The sequence below is a fragment of the Porphyromonas sp. COT-290 OH3588 genome (assembly GCF_000769075.1).
Classification (GTDB): Bacteria; Bacteroidota; Bacteroidia; order Bacteroidales; family Porphyromonadaceae; genus Porphyromonas.
In genome coordinates this window covers 1-19168 of record NZ_JRFC01000017.1, presented here as the reverse complement: position 1 = coordinate 19168, position 19168 = coordinate 1, and the positions used below count along the sequence as shown (strand labels likewise).

16 protein-coding genes and 2 pseudogenes are annotated in these 19168 nt (G+C 49.5%); 11 read left to right on the top strand and 7 right to left on the bottom strand.

Annotated elements, in window-relative coordinates; translation table 11 throughout:
- A pseudogene (locus HQ48_RS09190) lies at positions 1-325 on the top strand (transposase); the annotation flags it as partial.
- A gap of 273 nt (positions 326-598) precedes the next feature.
- On the opposite strand, the pseudogene HQ48_RS09625 reads toward HQ48_RS09190, so the two are convergent.
- Positions 599-817: pseudogene (locus HQ48_RS09625) on the bottom strand (Arm DNA-binding domain-containing protein); the annotation flags it as partial.
- A 1046-nt stretch (positions 818-1863) separates the two neighbouring features.
- Here HQ48_RS09625 and HQ48_RS05145 point away from each other — a divergent pair.
- From HQ48_RS05145 to HQ48_RS05115, 7 genes are all read left to right on the top strand, one after another.
- Positions 1864-2634, top strand: a complete 771-nt coding sequence (locus HQ48_RS05145; RefSeq protein ID WP_044232115.1) for a dihydroorotate dehydrogenase electron transfer subunit — start codon at positions 1864-1866, stop codon at positions 2632-2634.
- Positions 2628-3539 carry a dihydroorotate dehydrogenase gene (locus tag HQ48_RS05140; protein WP_044232107.1) on the top strand — a complete coding sequence of 304 codons (912 nt, stop codon included), beginning with the start codon at positions 2628-2630 and terminating at the stop codon, positions 3537-3539. Before HQ48_RS05145 ends, HQ48_RS05140 begins: the two co-directional genes overlap by 7 nt.
- A 13-nt stretch (positions 3540-3552) precedes the next feature.
- A complete protein-coding gene (locus HQ48_RS05135) occupies positions 3553-3888 on the top strand; it encodes a DUF6122 family protein (protein ID WP_044232105.1) in 336 nt (111 codons plus the stop codon).
- A gap of 236 nt (positions 3889-4124) precedes the next feature.
- Entirely contained in the window at positions 4125-5744 is a 1620-nt protein-coding gene (locus HQ48_RS05130) for a DUF4836 family protein (RefSeq protein ID WP_044232102.1), read from the top strand.
- On the top strand, positions 5741-6385 hold the full coding sequence (locus HQ48_RS05125) for an ATP-binding cassette domain-containing protein (protein ID WP_152568319.1): 645 nt from the start codon (positions 5741-5743) through the stop codon (positions 6383-6385). Before HQ48_RS05130 ends, HQ48_RS05125 begins: the two co-directional genes overlap by 4 nt.
- On the top strand, positions 6385-7575 hold the full coding sequence (locus tag HQ48_RS05120; protein ID WP_044232099.1) for an ABC transporter permease: 1191 nt from the start codon (positions 6385-6387) through the stop codon (positions 7573-7575). Before HQ48_RS05125 ends, HQ48_RS05120 begins: the two co-directional genes overlap by 1 nt.
- A 92-nt stretch (positions 7576-7667) precedes the next feature.
- The gene (locus HQ48_RS05115; protein WP_044232098.1) at positions 7668-8681 is read left to right on the top strand and encodes a hypothetical protein; all 1014 of its coding nucleotides are present in this window, start codon (positions 7668-7670) and stop codon (positions 8679-8681) included.
- 87 nt (positions 8682-8768) lie between these two features.
- Here HQ48_RS05115 and lpdA read toward each other — a convergent pair whose 3' ends face one another.
- The 6 genes from lpdA to HQ48_RS05085 all read right to left on the bottom strand — a co-directional run bounded on the left by lpdA (position 8769) and on the right by HQ48_RS05085 (position 15156).
- Positions 8769-10493: a dihydrolipoyl dehydrogenase gene (lpdA, locus tag HQ48_RS05110; RefSeq protein WP_044187706.1), complete on the bottom strand. Its 1725-nt coding sequence runs from the start codon at positions 10491-10493 to the stop codon at positions 8769-8771.
- A 47-nt stretch (positions 10494-10540) separates the two neighbouring features.
- Positions 10541-11668, bottom strand: a complete 1128-nt coding sequence (locus tag HQ48_RS05105; RefSeq protein ID WP_044232097.1) for a dihydrolipoamide acetyltransferase — start codon at positions 11666-11668, stop codon at positions 10541-10543.
- Positions 11669-11702: 34 nt separating this feature from the next.
- A complete protein-coding gene (locus tag HQ48_RS05100; protein WP_044232095.1) occupies positions 11703-12332 on the bottom strand; it encodes a DUF417 family protein in 630 nt (209 codons plus the stop codon).
- Between the two features lie 189 nt (positions 12333-12521).
- Complete coding sequence (locus HQ48_RS05095) at positions 12522-12962, bottom strand: VOC family protein (protein ID WP_044187699.1); 441 nt, start codon at positions 12960-12962, stop codon at positions 12522-12524.
- Positions 12963-13063: 101 nt separating this feature from the next.
- Positions 13064-14068 (bottom strand): alpha-ketoacid dehydrogenase subunit beta, encoded by a 1005-nt coding sequence (locus tag HQ48_RS05090; protein WP_044187696.1) that lies wholly within the window; start codon positions 14066-14068, stop codon positions 13064-13066.
- A 119-nt stretch (positions 14069-14187) separates the two neighbouring features.
- Positions 14188-15156 carry a thiamine pyrophosphate-dependent dehydrogenase E1 component subunit alpha gene (locus HQ48_RS05085; RefSeq protein WP_044232093.1) on the bottom strand — a complete coding sequence of 323 codons (969 nt, stop codon included), beginning with the start codon at positions 15154-15156 and terminating at the stop codon, positions 14188-14190.
- A gap of 996 nt (positions 15157-16152) precedes the next feature.
- On the opposite strand from HQ48_RS05085, the gene HQ48_RS05080 reads away from it, so the two are divergent.
- From HQ48_RS05080 to HQ48_RS05070, 3 genes are all read left to right on the top strand, one after another.
- Positions 16153-16728: a nucleotide exchange factor GrpE gene (locus tag HQ48_RS05080; protein ID WP_044232091.1), complete on the top strand. Its 576-nt coding sequence runs from the start codon at positions 16153-16155 to the stop codon at positions 16726-16728.
- 18 nt (positions 16729-16746) lie between these two features.
- Complete coding sequence (gene dnaJ / locus HQ48_RS05075; RefSeq protein WP_044232090.1) at positions 16747-17892, top strand: molecular chaperone DnaJ; 1146 nt, start codon at positions 16747-16749, stop codon at positions 17890-17892.
- 249 nt (positions 17893-18141) lie between these two features.
- A complete protein-coding gene (locus HQ48_RS05070) occupies positions 18142-18879 on the top strand; it encodes an SIMPL domain-containing protein (protein WP_044232088.1) in 738 nt (245 codons plus the stop codon).
- Positions 18880-19168 lie beyond the last annotated feature (289 nt).

Here is a 19168-nt window from a genome sequence, read left to right as displayed (position 1 = left end):
TCAGGTGTAAGTGTACTAGCGGACAAAGGCTATTGTAGCAAAAAGAATTCGGAGTGTTTGGCTGGTCATGGCTTGGTGGATGGCATTATGCTCAAGGCTATTCGTGGGAAGACTCTTAACGAGAGTCAGAAGGCATTCAATCGTGTGATCAGTAAGACAAGGTGCTTGATAGAACGGACCTTTGGCAGTATTCGTCGGTGGTTCTTGGGGCGGACGCTGTCGCTACCGAGGGTTAGAGCGAACGCATACACAGAATATCCTTGAAGCTATGGCGTACAATCTCAAGCGTATGCCAGGGCTCCTTGTACTTCAAGCAGCCAAATGAGCACAAAATCCCCCGACCTTGTGAGCAATGAGCTACAAGGTCGGGGTAAAGGGGGAGGATACTACCACTGAAAAACACAGCCTCAAGCAGCAAAAACACGACTCGAAGGAACTGAGGCGACGAAAAGGTCTATTGCGCAATGGTCTCCGAATGATAAAGCAGCCCTTGGCTATCGCTGTTTAAGCCGAAAAGCGTGGCTTTAACCTCCTCTGCTGTTACCACTTCCCCCTGCTTACTCTGCAAATAATCAAAGGCAAGATTTACAGCGAGTTACAAGCGGTCGAGTTCTGCGTTTACAGATACGGCTTCGGCACTCTTGCCCACGAGCCTGCTCTTACGGCTATCCCATAGCTGGGGAGAGCAAGCAATTTTACAGCTGAATTGCACCATTGTTCGTCCCACACTGAGGCGAGCCATAATGGGGCTTTTTCCTTCCTTACTCTGTGTGCCTCGCTTGAGGTAAAAGAGTAGCTTCAATGTCTTTTCTTTCATTGTCGTTTTTATTTACAAAGTTAGACCTCTAAGAGATAGCTATCGCTATGCAAAACATTGAAAACAAGAGAGAAAACACCATTTTAGTTACCACTTTTTGCTTACCTCTTCCGAAGCCCCTAAAAGGGAACGATTTGGTAACTGAACTCGTTCTTTCAACTGCTCTTTTTTGCCTTTTTCCGTGGTGCAAGCCAATGCACCCAAACGAAAGAAGGGCTGATAATCAAGCAGATAGCCTTTTCTCGCTTCCCCTTACTCCTAACTCCCATACTTCTGCATGGAAGCATCAAATGATATACACTCTTTTACTTTTTCGTATGATGATTGAGCAGGTTCTTAACCTCCAAGCGAAAAAACACGACACCTCGTATTTGCCCCCTAGCAAGCCTTAGGCTGCTTCCGACCTCATTTTGGGGCATTGGCTCCAGACAAGCTAAAATACCCGTCTTAAACAGCACAATTACAATTACCTAAAACACAGATGTATAAATAAATATTCTAGGCGACTTCATCGTAACAGAACGAGCATTTCGCAGTTTCTCCCGATCAATCTCCCGAGATTGGTGGACACGTCTCAACGGATTAGTCCACCAACCTTAAAAAATCTTCCCACTAATTTCCCTAAAAGTCGAACTAGCTTCCCAAACTCTTCCTTCCATTCAGTAAATTCTGGAGCTAAATTATTCACAATAATTAACAGAAAAGATGAGAAATATGATCTAATAAAACTAGCAAACTCCCAGCCAGAGAGATGCCGATATGCCTCAGAATAGATCGCTTGGACTAGGCGATTGAGAGATTGACATCCAATCAAATTCGCTCAAACAAAGCTCCATTTCACTGTGAACGAACTAAGTAACGAGGACTATGAGTTCACGATTTGGACATCTATCCATGATTGTGCCGCCTAGTTGAGTTGAATCTCTGAACCAAAAATTTGGTCAAACGATAGCGGATAGCGCAATCGCTTAGGCATAAGTATCACTCGTCTGTTTTAGCTATCTTTGAGGCAGAAATCGTCGAATTTTCAGTCTGACAGAATGATTGTGAAGAAACAAATAGCTCTTCTACAGCTAAGCGAAAACCTTGCGCTTGGCACAGGTAACCATTTACTTAAACTTAGAATGCCCGAGGGAGCACTCCTGCCTACCATGTACGCAGGGCAGTTCGTGGAGGTACAAGCCCCGAATGGAGAGGTTCTCCTACGCCGCCCTATATCTGTCTGCAATGTAGACGAGGCTACGGGTGAGCTCTGGCTACTTGTGGCACGTGTAGGACGTGGTACGGAGGCCATTACCGAGGCCAAAGTGGGCGACCAGCTCAGTCTAATCTTTCCGCTAGGTAATTACTTCCACATAGAGGGAGCCAAGCGCCCCCTACTCGTGGGGGGTGGCGTTGGGACAGCTCCAATGCTCTATCTAGCCAAGACATTTGCAGATAGGGGTATCCACTCCGAGATCCTATTAGGTGGGCGCACTGCAGATCAATTGGTCCTACTAGACGAGTTTCGTCGCTATGGCACACTGCACCTAACTACAGATGATGGTACCATGGGAGTACATGGACGAGTAACCGACCACCCTCTCTGGCAAGAGGCCCAGTATGACCGTATCTACACCTGCGGCCCCAAACCAATGATGGTGGCAGTGGCTCATTTGGCCAAAGAGCGAGGTATAGACTGCGAGGTATCGCTAGAAAACACAATGGCGTGCGGTCTAGGCGCTTGTCTGTGCTGTGTGGAAGATGTACACGAGAGAGGTAACGTATGCGTGTGCACAGAAGGGCCTGTTTTCAACTCCAAAGAACTAAAATGGTAAAGACACAAATAAATATCGGCGGGCTAACGATCAAGAACCCCGTCATGACGGCCTCTGGCACATACGGCTATGGTCTGGAGTACACCGACTTCGTCGATCTAGCGCGTCTAGGAGGGATTGTAGTCAAGGGCACAACTCTACATCCACGTCAAGGCAACCCCTATCCACGCATGGCAGAAACTCCCGCAGGTATGCTGAACGCTGTTGGGCTGCAAAACAAAGGTGCACATCACTTCTGCCAAGAGATTTATCCGCAGATAGCGCATTTGGACACAGCGGTCGTAGTAAACGTGAGTGGCTCTACAGTAGAGGACTATATCGCAACGGCAGAGATGATCGCATCACTGCCCAATGTGCCAGCTATTGAGCTCAACATCTCCTGTCCCAATGTCAAGGAGGGTGGCATGGCTTTCGGTGTTACCTGCGCAGGTGCAGCCGAGGTTGTCCGTGCCGTCAGACGTGTTTACCCCAAGACGCTCATCGTCAAGCTATCCCCAAACGTGACGGATATCACGGAGATCGCTCGTACCGTAGAGGCAGAGGGGGCAGATAGTATCTCTATGATCAACACCTTACTCGGCATGGCCATAGATGCAGAGCGCCGTCGGCCTATCCTATCTACTGTCACTGGAGGACTCTCGGGGCCAGCCGTCAAGCCCGTAGCGCTACGCATGGTGTGGCAGACATCTAAGGCTGTCCAAGTACCCATCATAGGTATGGGCGGTATCGCCTCAGCCACAGATGCGATCGAGTTTCTACTAGCGGGAGCCTCGGCCATACAGGTAGGGACCTACAACTTCGTAGATCCATCAATAACCGAGACAATCGTCACGGGTATCGAGGACTATATGCATCGCCACGGCATCGACGATATCAATCAGCTTGTAGGAGCACTCCAACTCTAAAGTCTAGTCCGCCATGTTACAAACCCTCGTCCACTACTCGCTACATCTAGTAGCCCCTCTGCTGCTAGCTTGGATATTCTTCCCCAGAGAGCGCAGGCGTATGGCATACATCGTGATGCTCCTGACGATGCTTGTGGATCTAGACCATCTCTTGGCCACACCTATCTTCGACCCAGACAGATGTAGCATCGGCTTTCACTTCTTGCATAGCTATTACCTCATTCCCTTCTACATTCTTATGTGCTTCTTGCCTTATAGGCGGTTGGGATTGCCTTGGTGGCTGAGCGCAGTGGGTATCGGGCTAACGTTTCACATGTTCACTGATTGGCAAGACTACTACCTCTGGTAGATATGGTCTTCCCCAAAGAAGGTGACCCAAGGAGCCGGACCCATACTACGCCAGCCGCAAGGGCTGCGTAGTATGGGTCGGTTATCTCTATCCAGCACTACCCCATAAGAATACAAACACCTCAAAAATAAAACCTTGAGATCAGCAACAAGGGCACTTATTTTGGCTTATCTACTATTATTTGATACATTTGTTAGCACTATTCATTAACTATTACATTTAACGAAGTAGACTTTATGAACAAGAACCTACTAAGCAGACTATTGCTACTATTCATTGTGGGAGCTGCCCTCTTCTCGTGTTCCAGAAAGAATGAGCACGCAGAGCGTATCCCCGCAGATGCGATTTTCGTCGCCTCTATCAACCTGCAAAATCTAGTAGACAAGTCTGGCTACACTGCGGAAGATGCCAAAATCCTCGGGGCGAAGTTTGCAGAAGAGGCTCAGAGCTCTCTATCGCCAGAGCAGATCAAATACTTCCAAAAGCTCATCGCAGACCCAAGAGAGGCTGGGCTATCGCTCAAGGCTCCCGTGTATGTGTTCTCCAGCCCAGACATCTCGTTTGCTCTAGTGGCTCAAGTAGACTCGGAGAGTAAGCTAGAGACGTTCATCAGAGAGTCCTTCAAAACAGACGGCAAAGAAGTCAATATCAGCACTCAAGATGGATATCATTTTGTTAACCTCAACAATACTGGGCTACTTGGATATGACAACCGCTCATGCATCGTCACATTCGGCAAGGCAACTGGTCGAGATGTACAGCTCAAACACCTAGGCGAGGCAATGAAACGCAAGGGGAGCGAGTCCATCACTAAGCATAGCGCATACAAAGAGATGGAGCAAGAGCAGGGTGATCTACGCATGTTCTACTCTCTAGGTGGTATGATGGATATGGCTATGCAGGGATATGGAGCTCTAGGCGCCTCAATGGCACGTGAGATCTATTCCTTCAATATCGACAGCTGCTATGCTATCAATAGCATAGCCTTCGAGGCAGGTAAACTCACGTATGCCCAGAGGATACACACAGAGAACCTCAAAGCCAAGCAAAGCCTAGAAGAAATCTACAAAATAGCGAAGCCCTCCAGTGGCGAATTTATCAAGTACTTCCCTGCATCTTCTTTGGCGTTCCTAAACATCGGCCTAGATGGGAACAAGCTACTCAAGCTCATTTCTGGAGGTTCGCTCGGTGTGATACTCGCTATGGCGGAGGCCGAGGGAGTAAATTTCTCCACCCCAATCGCTAGCCTAGATGGAGACATCACCATAGGCTTGATGGAGCTACATGAGGATTACGTCGGTGCTACTCTGATGGCCAAGCTCAACGACGAGCAACCTATGGTCAGTCTGCTAGACTACTTCTACACCCAAGCCGTAGAGCAGGAGGGAGGGGTCAATGCCGACTTTGTCAAGATTGACAACCAAAATTATCAGACCATCATTGACAAGATGACGATCTCCTTCGGCGTCAAGGACAACATCTTCTATATCTCCTCACTACCCACAGAACAGACTTGGCAAGAGCATAAGCAGAACGCCTCGGAGATGCCAGAGGGACAGCTCCTCGGCAAGTCGCCTTCAGTGCTGCTAGTAAACATCGCTCAGATTCTCAAGGTAGACCGCATTGCCAGCGAGCTAGCAGGAGAACCCCTCATCAAGCATCAGGTAGAGAAGTTGGTCAGCCTGACTTCCTGCTATAATGATAAGAACATAAGCTCAACCGAGCTACACTTCAAAGATGCTAAGACAAACGCCCTCAAGCAACTTGTAGATATGATCCGTGAAGTCTCGGAGGCAAAGCAATCTGCTCCAGTAGTAGCGGAGGAAGCGACTCAAGAGACTGAAGTCACTCAATGATCCAGCGTATCGGCTTGGAGGGCGTAGTCCCTCAAGTATTCACAGAGGGTTGTCCCTACTCCGAGGTTTGGCACCAGAGCCTAACCCTAGAGCGGGGACAGCTCTATCTGATTGAGGCTACCTCTGGAGCTGGCAAGTCCTCGCTCTGTAGCTACCTCTACGGACATCGCTCGGACTACACGGGACGAATCACCTTCGACGGAGAGGATATTCGAGAGATTAAACCCGAGCGGTGGTCTACCATACGCAGGGAGTCGATAGGGCTACTCTTCCAAGAGCTCAAGCTATTCGACAACCTAAGCGTCTGGGAAAACATACAAATCAAGAATCAACTTACCCAGCAGCACTCACCAGAGGAGATTGTACGCCTGCTCACTCTGCTCGGTATCAGCGACAAGATCGATCAACCTGCAGGCAAACTGTCCCTTGGTCAGCAGCAGCGTGTGGCTCTAGTGCGTCTGCTGATGCAGCCGCTAGACTTCATACTGCTAGACGAGCCAATCAGCCATCTAGACGACGCCAATGGTACGATCGTGGCAGAGCTCATCATCGCCGAGGCTCATCGCCAAGGGGCTGCCATCGTCTGTACCTCTGTGGGCAAGGCTCTACCACTACCCTACCAGCATATCTACCAGCTGTGATGAATAAGCTCGTCCTACGTCTGCTACGTCAGCACCTCAATCGAGGGCAGTTGGTTGGCTTCTTCCTTGCCAACCTAGTCGGCCTAGTCATCCTACTCCTCGGCATTCAGTTCTACCAAGATGCAGCCAAGACAATCAATGGTTCAGACCGACTACTCCCCAGCGATTACATCATTCTCTCCAAACCCGTTCAATCCGATAAGCTCTTCAGCCGAGGAGCAACGACCTTCTCCAAGGACGAGATAATTGGGCTAAGGGAACAGAGTTTCACCAAACACATTGGACAGTTCACTCCAGCTAAGTTTAGGGTAACGGCAGCCATACACTTCGGCATTGAGCTCTATACCTATATTTTCTTCGAGGCCGTCCCCAACGAGTTCCTAGATGTATCGCCCGAAGACTGGACATTCACACCGGGACAGACCGTACTACCGATTATCATTCCTAGACAATATCTAGGTCTGTACAACGCTGCCTTTGCCCAGAGCCAAGGATTGCCGCAGATCTCAGAAGCGGGCATCTCTCGTATTCCTCTAAGTATTACGGTACAAGGACAGGGACGTGAAGATGTGTACGAAGGGCGCATCGTAGGCTTCAGCAACCGCCTCAACACAATCCTAGTCCCCAAGAGCTTTATCTCGTGGGCCAATAGCCAATACGCACAAGGCATCGAGGCGCCCCCCTCTAGGCTGATCCTACAAGCACACAACCCAAGCGAACCAACCATAGGCGAGTATATCCGCCTGCATGGCTACCAAATAGAGGGAGGCAACACAGCAGGAGAAGGTATGGCGATGTTGCGCCTCATCGCTTCTGGAGTCTTTGCTCTTGGGCTACTCATCAGCTTACTCTCCGCTTATCTGCTGATGCTAAGCATCTACCTACTCCTACAGAAGAATACCAAAGAGCTAACAACACTACTACTCATCGGCTACAGCCCTAGGGACATTTACCGACCTTACTGGCTACTCACCTTTAGCCTTAATGCTCTTGCCCTAGTCCTATCGGCAGGTATTGTGCTGATACTACGTAGCCTTTACCTAGCTTGGGGGCAGGCTATACTCCCCAACCTAGCAGGGGGAAGTATCCTACCAATGCTGATCACTGGGCTGGCGCTACTCGTTCTATGTGCTACGCTTTTTGCATGGGCGATCCGTCGAAGAATCCTTAACCTACCTGCATATAGCTAATTAGACTACGAATAGCTCAGACGAAGCCGCAATAAAGACGAGTGTATGGACGTTTCTAGAGCAGAAACTCACCCATTACACTCGTCTTCTCTATGCGGCACCAGCGCATCTATGCCCTAGGCCTAATCTGCCTCTCCGCTTTCTCACTACCGAGGGGCGTCCTATTCTCCCAGATTAGCCACTCCATCATACCCATAGACAGCCTCAACTTCAGAGCCAGAGATGTACTTGAGCTCCCCAAGCTCCGCCTAGACTCTACGCTCAAGCTAAGTGTCCCAATCCAACCGCAGGCACAATCCTACCAACCTCGGCTACAGCTACCCGAACTCACTCGCCCTACCATGCTCGGGGATTTAACTCCTATCCCCAAAGTTAAGCTAGCTTCACCAGCCACGAGTCGAAGAGTTTTCTCGATTGGTCGGCTACGATTAGAGAGCTTCCCTGAGCAAATTGAAGAATTGAGCTATGCGAATACGAAATTATATGCGAAGCAAATTAATCTGAGTACACAGCTGAATCCACTTATTCGGCTCAATGCCTCAGGGATGCTAGGCTATACACATTCTCCCTATCAGCCCGTACCGGAGCAGATGTATCAGCTCTACACGGGGCTATCCATATCGCCAAGGCAAGATCTACGTATCGATCTAGGCGTAGCCTTTAGGGAACAAATACGGTATCAGTACTGGAATCCACACCTCTCGCTACAGGCGAATATGAGCGATCGGCTTCGCTTGCAACTGTATTCGGGGCTATCTCGGTACACTACTCCAAGGCAAATCGGGCTGCATGGACTACATGGCATCCAATACTATCTAGGTGGTAGGCTAGACTATGCTCTAGGGAAGAACGTGTATCTCTATGGCAATGCGCACACCTCTATACATCAGGGCATCATGGGCAGCTCCATTCATCCATATCTCAACCAATGGTCGCCCTCACTAGGCGGTGGTATCGGCTTCTACATCGAGGGCAGTGGGCCGATAGAGATTGGCGTGCAGTATCACTACAATCCGATAAGTCGGCGCATGGAGCCTGTGCCTTCGGTCAATATCGTCGGAGCGGTGAGTCTTCTGGTTAAAGTTATCGCTAATCTATTCGAGTAAGGTTTCCCTCAGATTGGGACACAAAAAACCCCTCCTTGAGACAAGATAGCTCAAGGAGGGGTTCTTATTAGCTGAAAGCCCAGTTGCTTACTTCTTCTTGGCAGGAAGGTGTATAGCCACGCCTAGGGCATCGGCGATCGCTTCGTAGAGAGCTTCTGAGTAAGTTGGGTGACCATAGATCGTGGCGAGCACCTCCTCGGCAGTGGCTTCGATCTCCATGACGAGAGAGGCTTGGCTGATCATCTCGGCAGCCATAGCACCGATGATGTGGATACCAAGGATTTCGCCGTACTTGTTATCTAGGATAACCTTGACGAAACCTGTTGTTTCGCCAGAAGCTAGCGCACGACCATTGGCTACGAATGGGAACTTACCCACTCGGATCTCACCATAGTGTTCACGGGCTTGATCCTCTGTCAGACCCACCATAGCCACCTCTGGGCGAGTGTACACTACCGAAGGGGCGGAGAGGAGTTTGAGCTCTACGTGGTTGCCATGCAGTGCGTTCTCTGCCGCTACCTCAGCCATACGGAAGGCCGTGTGGGCAAGCATCTTGATACCATTGACGTCGCCGGGAGCATAAACACCCTTGACGCTTGTTTCCATATACTTGTCCACTTTAACCTTACCCTTCTCAATCTCTAGGTCTAGCTCGCCTACACCCTCTAGGTCAGGCACACGACCAATAGAGAGCAGAGCCTTATCGGCCTCAATTACTTCTCCGCTCTTGAGAACAGCAGCTAGACGGCCAGAGCGATCTTCGATGCGGTCGATAGACTTGCCTGTCATCACTGTGATGCCCATCTTCTCGAGGTCTGCACGCAAAGTCTCGGATACCTCACGGTCGAGGGCAGGAATGATGCGGTCTGCCATCTCAACGATCGTTACCTTAGTACCGAGAGCGCCGAGGGCTTGAGCCATCTCGACACCAATGACACCACCACCGATCACAACCATAGAAGCAGGCTGTTCTTGCAGGCTGAGAATGTCGTCGCTCGTCATGACTGCTGGGTGCTCGATACCTGTGATAGGAATGCGGGCAACCTTAGATCCACCAGCGAGAATGATCTTATCGGCCTTAATGATCTCCTTGCCGTTGATCACTACGTCCTTATCTTGATTGATGCAAGCCGTACCACGGAAGACCTCTACCCCATTGCTCTTGAGCAAAGAGTAAACACCGCCAGTGAGCTTCTTCACCACACTGTCCTTGTAGGCTACGAGCTTCTTCATATCTACCGTGAAGCTAGTATCCTTGAAGCTGATACCACGAGCAGCAGCCTGTGCTACACCCTCTAGGATCTCGGCATTGCGTAGGAAGGTCTTCGTGGGGATACAACCCTTGTTGAGGCAAGTACCGCCAAACTCACTCTTCTCAATAATGGCGACCTTAGCACCCATCTGAGCTGCCTTGATAGCAGCTACGTAACCAGCAGGGCCACCACCGATCACAGCTACATGGTAGTCACCTTCCATACGTATGAGTGGCAGTTTGCCCGTCGTGTCGCTTGGGGCGGGAGCCGGAGCATCTGGTAGTATTTCGTCCTTGGTACGGACCGTTTCCAAACTCTCGCCAGCCTCACCGATGAAGCCAATCACCTCGGCGATAGGTACAGTAGTACCATCGCCGTGTACGATCTTCAAGAGGACGCCATCGGCCTCGGCTTCGACCTCTGCACTCGTCTTATCGGTCATGATCTCAAGGATTACTTCTCCCTTCTTGACGGCTTCTCCCTCCTGCTTCACCCAGCGAACGATCTCGCCTTCGGTCATATCAATACCCATTTTGGGCATAATGATTTCTGTTGCCATTTCTCTATTATTCTATTGTTTGTATTTGACTGTTTAGTTGATCCGGCTTAAACCAATAGAGGTAGCGGATTCTCTAGCGTAGCCTTGAGCTCCTGCATAAACTTGGCAGCAGCTAAACCATTGATCACACGGTGGTCGCTCGTCAGACTCATCTTCATAATCGGGCGGATCACAACCTCACCATTGCGCACCACTGGCATCTCCTTCGTTCCTGCAATGGAGAGGATCGCCGAGTTGGGTTGATTGATGATTGAGGTAAAGCTCTCCACTCCATACATTCCGAGGTTAGAGATAGTAAATGTGCTACCCTCTTGATCGGCAGGCGTTAGCTTCTTGCCTACGGCACGCTCGGTAATATCCTTCAGACGAAGCATCAGCTCTGTAAGCCCCATCTTCTCAGCTCTGTGCACCACTGGCACAAGTAGCCCCTCGTCCATACCTACAGCCATAGCTAGATTAACGTAGTTGTGCAGTTCAATCTGGCTACCGTCGGGCGAGAGCGAAGCATTAATATAGGGGTGATTCATCAGTGTACGAACTACGGCAAGCGAAACAATGTCTGTTACCGTGAGCTTCTTACCCGTCTTCTCCTTGATTGGCTCCATAAGTTGAGCACGAAGCTTAGACGCCTCTCCCATATCAACCTCATAGTTGAGTACGAAAGTGGGCGCTGAGAAATAGCTCTCGCTCATTCGCTTAGCGATAACACGGCGCATCATATTCATGGGCACAATCTCCACATCGCCCTTGGGCTCTGCTGAAGCAGAGGGGGCTGCGGCAGAAGCGGCTGCTGGAGCCTTCATCTCTGGCGCCTCGTTCTTACCCGGAGTGGCGAAGTTGGTCTTCTTACGCTCGGGAGATGGTATGGTGAAAGCGTCTAAGATACGCTCCAGATTGGGCTCGCCTGTTTCTCCTACGGCAGCCAAGACATCGGCACGAGTTACCTTGCCTCTGAAGCCCGTTCCCTTGAGCTCCTCGACGTTGATGTTGTGCGCCTCGGCGATCTTACGAGCAAGAGGTGTAACTCCTGCACGCTCAATGTAGGTAAAGTTGGCGACGTCTTCACGGTGAATACGCCCCTTGTAGCCAGAGCCAACGATCTGGTTCAGCTCGATACCCATTCGGTGCGCGAGCGAACGAGCCGCTGGCGTGGCTCTTAGTTTCTCATTTTCCATTATACTGTTGATTGAATATTCTTACGATAGAGATCTACTTCTTCAGTCTAGCCAGAAGCTGACGAGAGCTATCGGAGAGAAGCACCACAGCGCCAGCCAAGATAGCAGTATCCTTAATCACTAGACGACCGGCGCCAGAGAGGAAGGGGAATCCGTCTGCCCACTCACCGGCAGCCAAAGCCTCGGGAGAAGCATGCACCCAAGTCTCGGGCGTAGTAATCAAGAAGCTAAGTGTCCCAAGCGTCATGATGATACAGAGTAGCTCGCCGATGACACCAGAGTACGGACAAAACATACCAGAGAAAACCAAGATACCGATGATCATGATCAGGATACCCAGTCCACGAGAGAATAGATAGGTACCATTCTCTTCGTGCCAAGCACTCTTAGCAGCATCGTACTTACCTTCTGGCACCTTATTGAGCGTATATTCCTTGACTACTCGGCCGTCTTCTAGAGTTACCTCATTGCTTGCGTTCTTCATGAAGAAGCTCATCAGAGGGCTATTAGCCACGAAGTGAACGATACCGTTGGCCTCGTAGTTGGCAAATTTGAGCCCGCCGATCCAAACGAAGATAATCAAGATAGCTACACGAATGAGCTTATAGCCAAGTCCTTGGAGCGTAGAGAAGTACCCTAGCGCCTTAATGATGTTTTGTCGCATTGAAATGTTTTTTGAGTTTACCTATATAACGTATTGATAAAATGTGGCTGTGCCTCCAGAGGCAATCTGCAAAGCGAGCTGATAAACCTAAGCCCTTGCACCCAAAGCCCCCCTCGGTGATCATACAACCACCGAAAAGAGCTATACGAATGGGCACTGAAAACGAGCTAAACAAAGCCCCGAATAGCCCTATATAGCCTCGACATGAACCATCCACTGCACGCCAAAGCGATCGATCAAAGAGCCGAAGTAGCCAAAGAACGTATCGTGCATAGGACTGGCAAACTTGCCTCCCTCGGCCAGCTCTCCGAAGATACGATCGGCCTCGGAGCGATCCTCTAGGCTGATGCTGATATAGCTATTGGTACCGATACGCAAGCGTTGGTTAGTATCGGTGTACGCCTTCTCGGGGAGATGGTCATATCCCATAAGCACATTGTCGCCCACGGGGAGCTCGGCATACATCACACAGTCGGCATACTCCTCGGGGATAGTCGTTTCTGGACCTCCATCGGGCATCTCTCTGAAGCGAAAGATCTTAGCCTCGCCACCGAACACCTGAGCATAGAAGTCAAAAGCCTCTGCGCACTGGCGATCGAAAGCCAAGAATGGATTGAGCTTACAGTTCATAGCTTTTGCAAATTACACTAGACAAGCACACGGATATATCACCAACGTAGTATTAACCGATTTATGATACACCCTTGTGCCTACCTAGGAGTTAATAATGACTAACGCTTCTCAACCAGACGCTCGATATACTTGAGGATGCGCTCGGGTTTGGGGAGCATAGCATCTTCTAGAGCGTGGTTGTAGGGAACAGGGATATCATCTGCAGCCAAACGCAGGATACGTCCGTCCAAGTAGTCGAAGGCATCACTCTCGGCAATCATTGCAGAGATCTCGCCGATAAAGCCTCCTGTCTTATGAGCATCATTGACCAGCAAGACACGACCAGTCTTCTTCACAGACTCTAGGATCGTATCCTTGTCTAGTGGCATTAGGGTACGGAGGTCCACAACCTCCACCTCGATGCCCTTCTCACGTGCGGCATCGGCTGCCTCGAGCACACGACGGAGCATACGACCGTATGTAATCACGGTCACGTCCTTACCCGTACGCTTGAGCTCGGCCTTGCCAAGAGGGATGATAAACTCGGGATCCACTGGCACCTCACCCTTAACGTTGTACTCGGCTTTGTACTCCAAGAAGATCACGGGGTTATTATCGCGGATTGATGCCTTGAGCAGCCCCTTGAGATCGGCAGGTGTACCCGGAGCTACAACCTTGAGCCCGGGGATATGACAGAACCAAGCCTCCAAGCTCTGTGAGTGCTGGGCGGCTGAACCTACGCCAGAGCCAGCAGCACATCGGAACACAACGGGTACCGAACCCTTACCGCCGTACATATAGCGGGTCTTAGCTGCTTGATTGACGATATTGTCCATCATATAGACGATGAAGTCCATGAAGGTAACGTCTACGATAGGGCGCATACCAGTAAGGGCGGCACCTACGGCACAGCCAGAGATAGCGTTCTCACTAATTGGAGTGTCACGCACACGTTCTTTACCAAACTCCTCAAGCATTCCAACGGACGTACCGAAGTCACCACCGAAGATACCTACGTCCTCGCCCATTAGGAATACATTCTCATCTCTGCGCATCTCTTCGCTCATAGCCATAATGACGGCATCGCGCATCGACATTAGTTTTGTTTCTTGTCCTTCTATCATGATGATTATTTCTTTTTCTGCAAGTTAATTATTTCGGTAAAAATCTACAAGTCAACGAAATCCTCCCGATTGCCAAGGTCAATAAACCGACCTAATCCCAGAGGTTCATCGTAGAGATTTTACTCGGCGAAAATATCTTCGAATGCGCTCTCTGGAGCAGGTTGCTCACCTGCCATACCGAACTTAACAGACTCCTCTACCGCCTGCTCACTCTCTGCCACGATCTTGTCTAGCGTTTCGTGATCTGTGATCTTATTCTCCACAAGGTAGTTGCGGAACTTGAGGATCGGATCCTTCTTCTTCCACTCATCAACCTCTTCCTTTGTGCGATACTTGCCGGGGTCACTGGTGGAGTGCCCAAACCAGCGATAAGTAACAGCCTCTACGAGGATAGGGCCATTGCCAGCACGTACGTGCTCCATAGCCTTGTCGATAGCCTCACGCACGGCCAGCACATCATTGCCGTCCTCGACAAATAGCCCGGGAATATTGTAAGCTACAGCACGCTCATAGACATGCTTCGTATTCATCACTGATGTGATAGGCGTGGAGATACCATAACCATTGTTGATGCAGTAGAAGACTACTGGGAGCTTCCAGATAGCTGCCATATTGATACATTCGTGGAAAGCACCTTCGTTGCTTGCGCCATCGCCAAAACAGCACATAACCACCTTGCCTGTGTTTTTCATCTTCTGCGTCAGAGCGGCACCTGTAGCGATACCCATACCACCACCTACGATACCATTAGCACCGAGATTACCTCTATCGAGGTCGGCAATATGCATAGAGCCGCCCTTCCCCTTGCAAGAGCCATTGGCACGCCCCATGATCTCAGCCATCATCTCATTGAGGCTCATACCCATAGCAACGCTCTGTCCGTGGCCACGGTGGTTACTCGTCAGCAAATCCCCCTCACCTAGAGCCGATACGGCCCCTACGTTGGCGGCTTCCTCACCTACAGAAAAGTGCGTCATACCGGGTACCAGACCACGGCGCACCATCTGATTGATTTTATTGTCGAAGTTTCGAATGTCTTCCATCTTACGAAACATATCGAGCAATTCTTCTTTCTTGAACTTTGACATACTATACTGTTTTTTTAATTACAAGCTCTATTTCTTCCGCAACACTTTTCGGATTTGTAACGTTCTTTCACGGAAACAATTTATAAACAATCAATGTTTAAGCAAATCACGATAAAATCGGCTCACAAAGATGCCTAATATATGTGATATTCTACTGGATTCCGATGTTTTTCGCCAGAAAAATACCTATATATAGGTAGACACTTCATATATCCTCTACCTTTTTCAATAATCAAGCGCACGAATACGACACAGATAGCATGAGTTAACCCCTAGAAAAGCATCATAATACCTGACACAATAGGCTAGAAACGAATAATAAAAGATAGCCTCCGAACTAATTAAGACAATACACTTAGCTAGCCAAACCATGCTGTAGTTGCCGAGATTTATATTCTAGACCAGTTTTCAGAATGTTGGTGGGAAACCACTAGAGGAGTAGGCAAAAAAGTACAGACCTCGTATTTGCACTCTAGGACGCCCTACACTGCGTCCGGCCAAGTTTGGGTACTTGACTCCAGACGAGCGAAAATCCCCCTCTAAAATAGACAAAACACAAAGCACTAATAATCAAAACAATAAAACCAAGCATTAAACAATTTGATCTGCTATGGAGGCCAAATTATAGAGTTTCTCCCCATCAATCTCTCTCGATTGATGGACACATCACAACGGATTAGCCCTACAATTCTGCCAAATTGCTCCTTCAATTTGGAAATAGTAGTTAACCCAACAGGCCAAATAGCCTCTCCAAAGAGCTGTATCGGAGGACAGAAGATTTACAGTTATTAACAAGATAAGTCTATCATCGAGAATTGGATCTCCGAGCAAAAAAGGCAAGACGCAAGAAGTCAGCTGCTCAATCTAAGCACGAGTCTACAGCCTTACAATATGAGCTATGGTATCATATTTGCTCCTTCTAGGGCAGTAAGTTTGCAAAATCACATACCTTTGCAAACCTTAAGAGAACGATATAATATTAAGAATAACGAGATAATGAACGAAGAAACTAAGCAAACCGAGCTAGATGGGCTGCAAGACCAGCTAGATACCAATATGACAAATGAGCAGGCGGAAGCAGCCAACTCGGAAGAAATGACCGCTGAAGCTGACAACTCGACAGCCACAGAGGAGAGCCTAGAGCAACAGCTGGCGAAGCTCAACGACACTCATCTGCGCCTCATGGCGGAGTACGACAACTACCGCAAGCGTACCCTCAAGGAGAAGAGCGACCTAATCCGAAATGGTGGCGAGAAAGTCCTGCGCGAGCTACTCCCAGTGGTGGACGATCTAGACATTGCTCTAGCCAACATGGACACAGCAGAGGATATGGAAGCCGTCAAGGAGGGCATACGACTTATATATAGCAAATTCACAGACTACCTCTCACGCCAAGGCATCAAGCCTATCGAAACGGCAGGAGTTAGCTTCGACGAGGAGCTACACGAGGCGATCGCCACATTCCCTGCTCCCAGTGAAGAGCTCAAAGGCAAGGTCATCGACTGCGTCAAGAAGGGCTATACACTCAACGATAAGGTGCTTCGCCACTCGAGTGTTGTGGTAGGTCAATAAAGAAAGGAGGACTAAGAGATGTCACAAAAAAGAGATTACTACGAAGTCCTCGGCGTAGACAAAGGGGCTACGGACGAGGCCCTCAAAAAAGCATACCGCAAGCTCGCCATCAAGTATCACCCAGACAAAAACCCGGGCGACAAAGAGGCAGAGGAGAAGTTTAAGGAACTAGCAGAGGCTTACGACGTCTTGAGTGACCCGCAGAAGCGAGCTCGCTACGACCAATTCGGCCACGCCGGTGTAGGTAGTAGTGCTGCCAGCGGAGGAGGCTTCGGCGGTGGCATGTCTATGGAGGATATTTTCAGTCGCTTCGGCGACCTATTCGGCGATAGATTTGGTGGCTTCGGCGGATTCGGTGGCGGAGGTCATCAGGCCCCACGTGGCTCCGATCTCAGAGCACGGGTCAAGCTCAATCTCGAGGAGATCGAGCAGGGTGTAGAGAAGAAACTAAAGGTCAAGAAGTACGTACACTGTTCACGCTGTCACGGCGAGCGCACGACCGAGCCCGATGGGCGCAAAACTTGTACAACCTGTCAAGGGCGTGGCGTGGTAATGCAGATGCAAAATACCTTCTTCGGCCAAATGCAGTCGCAGAGTGTCTGCCCTACATGCCAAGGCCAAGGCGAAGTAATTACTAAACCCTGCGCTCAGTGCCAAGGTAAGGGAACTCAGATTGGGGAGGAGATCGTTAGCTTTCGCATACCAGCAGGTGTAGCCGAGGGCATGCAGCTCACTGTGCCGGGCAAGGGAAATGCAGCCCCAGCAGGTGGCGTAAACGGGAATCTACTCGTTATCATACAGGAAGAAGAGGATCCCAATCTCATTCGCAATGGCAACGACCTCATCTACAACCTACTCATCTCTGTCCCTCATGCCATCAAGGGTGGTGCAGTAGAGGTGCCAACGATTGGGGGACGTGCTCGTGTAACTATCGAACCGGGGACTCAACCGGGCAAAATACTGCGCCTGAGAGGTAAGGGTCTACCAGAGGTCAATGGCTATGGGCGAGGAGATCTATTGGTCAACGTAAACGTATATATACCCGAGACCCTAGAGGGAGGTGGTAAGGAATTACTAGACCAACTTGACACCAACGAAGGCTTCAAGCCAACCGAAGCAGCTAGACGAGAGATCGACCGTAAATACCGAGATATGCTCGACTAGATTAAATGTGTCATCATAAAGGGGGCTGTGGCAAATACGAATTTTGCCACAGCCCCTTATTTATTGTATGCAACGCATCCGCTTAGCAGAAATAGATAGACACTCAAAAGATTTGACATACACTCACTCTAGATCTTCATCAATTTTGACAAATTTCTAATACCTTAGCAGTGTTTTTCGTGGGTACAGACATCTACCCTATTCATACATTGATTTTATGGTTAAGTATCACATTAAAAATTCACTACTATGCAAAAAACTAAACTAGTGCTAGTTATGGTAGCTTCGCTGGCCATCATCGCCAGTGCTTGGCTACTATCGGTTGGGATCAAGCACTTCAGAAGTGGATCGCCCCAGATCACCGTAACGGGTGTCGCCGAGCGTAACATCAAGAGTGACCTAATCGTCTGGACAATATATGTATCGGCACTCAACTCCAATCAGGAGATTGCCTACAACGAGCACCAAAGCAATAGAGAACAAATAGTCAAGTACTTGATGGCAAGTGGCATTACCGAGGAGCAAATCCGCTACTCCAGCACCAACGTGAGCAACGAGTACGATCAGTACTACGACGACAATACACAGAAATATATGCGCACCTTCAGGGGCATTCAGCTCTCAAGTGAAATCATCGTCAGCTCCAACGATGTAGACAATGTAGAGGTCATCTACCAAAAGATCTCTGAGCTACTCAAGCAGGGTGTCAACTTCACAGCTAGAGCACCTCGCTACTACTACACGCAGATCAATACACTCAAAATGGAGATGCTACAAGAAGCCTCTCAGAATGCCTATGCAAGAGCCAAAACAATTGCCGAGGGTAGCAACAGCAGTCTATCCGACCTTGCCTCCTCGACGATGGGAGTCTTCCAGATTGTCGGGCTCAATAGCGAGGAGGACTACAGCTGGGGTGGCACATTCAATACCTCCTCCAAACTCAAAACTGCGAGTGTGACCGTACGCTCATCGTACAAAATCAAATAGGATCCAGACCATTACTTGGCACGAAACTACATGAGCACCCTTGCAGCCTCACTCATTAGCGAGGAGCAGCAAGGGAGCTTCTGTATATACTGGTGCAGAGCTCCACTGACAGCAATCCTAGAGCTAGGCTAATCAAACAGAGGTAAGGATAAGTAGACTTGAGACTATTGCGCAATGCGCCGTTCAAAGTTTCTTGTATCTTTCTCGGTGTTTTTTGCGTGTTTGAGCGGCTTGGGGAGCCTTGAATACTATCCCCCTATCCCCATCCCTGAGGGATATTTCCCTCAGG

What these genes read in the sequence shown, in the direction of transcription:
- lpdA (WP_044187706.1), bottom strand. Translation starts at nt 10,493, where the DNA reads ATGGCAACAGAAATCATTATGCCCAAAATGGGTATTGATATGACCGAA.
- HQ48_RS05105 (WP_044232097.1), bottom strand. Translation starts at nt 11,668, where the DNA reads ATGGAAAATGAGAAACTAAGAGCCACGCCAGCGGCTCGTTCGCTCGCG.
- HQ48_RS05125 (WP_152568319.1), top strand. Translation starts at nt 5,741, where the DNA reads ATGATCCAGCGTATCGGCTTGGAGGGCGTAGTCCCTCAAGTATTCACA.
- HQ48_RS05080 (WP_044232091.1), top strand. Translation starts at nt 16,153, where the DNA reads ATGAACGAAGAAACTAAGCAAACCGAGCTAGATGGGCTGCAAGACCAG.
- HQ48_RS05100 (WP_044232095.1), bottom strand. Translation starts at nt 12,332, where the DNA reads ATGCGACAAAACATCATTAAGGCGCTAGGGTACTTCTCTACGCTCCAA.
- HQ48_RS05090 (WP_044187696.1), bottom strand. Translation starts at nt 14,068, where the DNA reads ATGATAGAAGGACAAGAAACAAAACTAATGTCGATGCGCGATGCCGTC.
- HQ48_RS05120 (WP_044232099.1), top strand. Translation starts at nt 6,385, where the DNA reads ATGAATAAGCTCGTCCTACGTCTGCTACGTCAGCACCTCAATCGAGGG.
- HQ48_RS05130 (WP_044232102.1), top strand. Translation starts at nt 4,125, where the DNA reads ATGAACAAGAACCTACTAAGCAGACTATTGCTACTATTCATTGTGGGA.
- HQ48_RS05135 (WP_044232105.1), top strand. Translation starts at nt 3,553, where the DNA reads ATGTTACAAACCCTCGTCCACTACTCGCTACATCTAGTAGCCCCTCTG.
- HQ48_RS05115 (WP_044232098.1), top strand. Translation starts at nt 7,668, where the DNA reads ATGCGGCACCAGCGCATCTATGCCCTAGGCCTAATCTGCCTCTCCGCT.
- HQ48_RS05070 (WP_044232088.1), top strand. Translation starts at nt 18,142, where the DNA reads ATGCAAAAAACTAAACTAGTGCTAGTTATGGTAGCTTCGCTGGCCATC.
- dnaJ (WP_044232090.1), top strand. Translation starts at nt 16,747, where the DNA reads ATGTCACAAAAAAGAGATTACTACGAAGTCCTCGGCGTAGACAAAGGG.
- HQ48_RS05140 (WP_044232107.1), top strand. Translation starts at nt 2,628, where the DNA reads ATGGTAAAGACACAAATAAATATCGGCGGGCTAACGATCAAGAACCCC.
- HQ48_RS05085 (WP_044232093.1), bottom strand. Translation starts at nt 15,156, where the DNA reads ATGTCAAAGTTCAAGAAAGAAGAATTGCTCGATATGTTTCGTAAGATG.
- HQ48_RS05095 (WP_044187699.1), bottom strand. Translation starts at nt 12,962, where the DNA reads ATGAACTGTAAGCTCAATCCATTCTTGGCTTTCGATCGCCAGTGCGCA.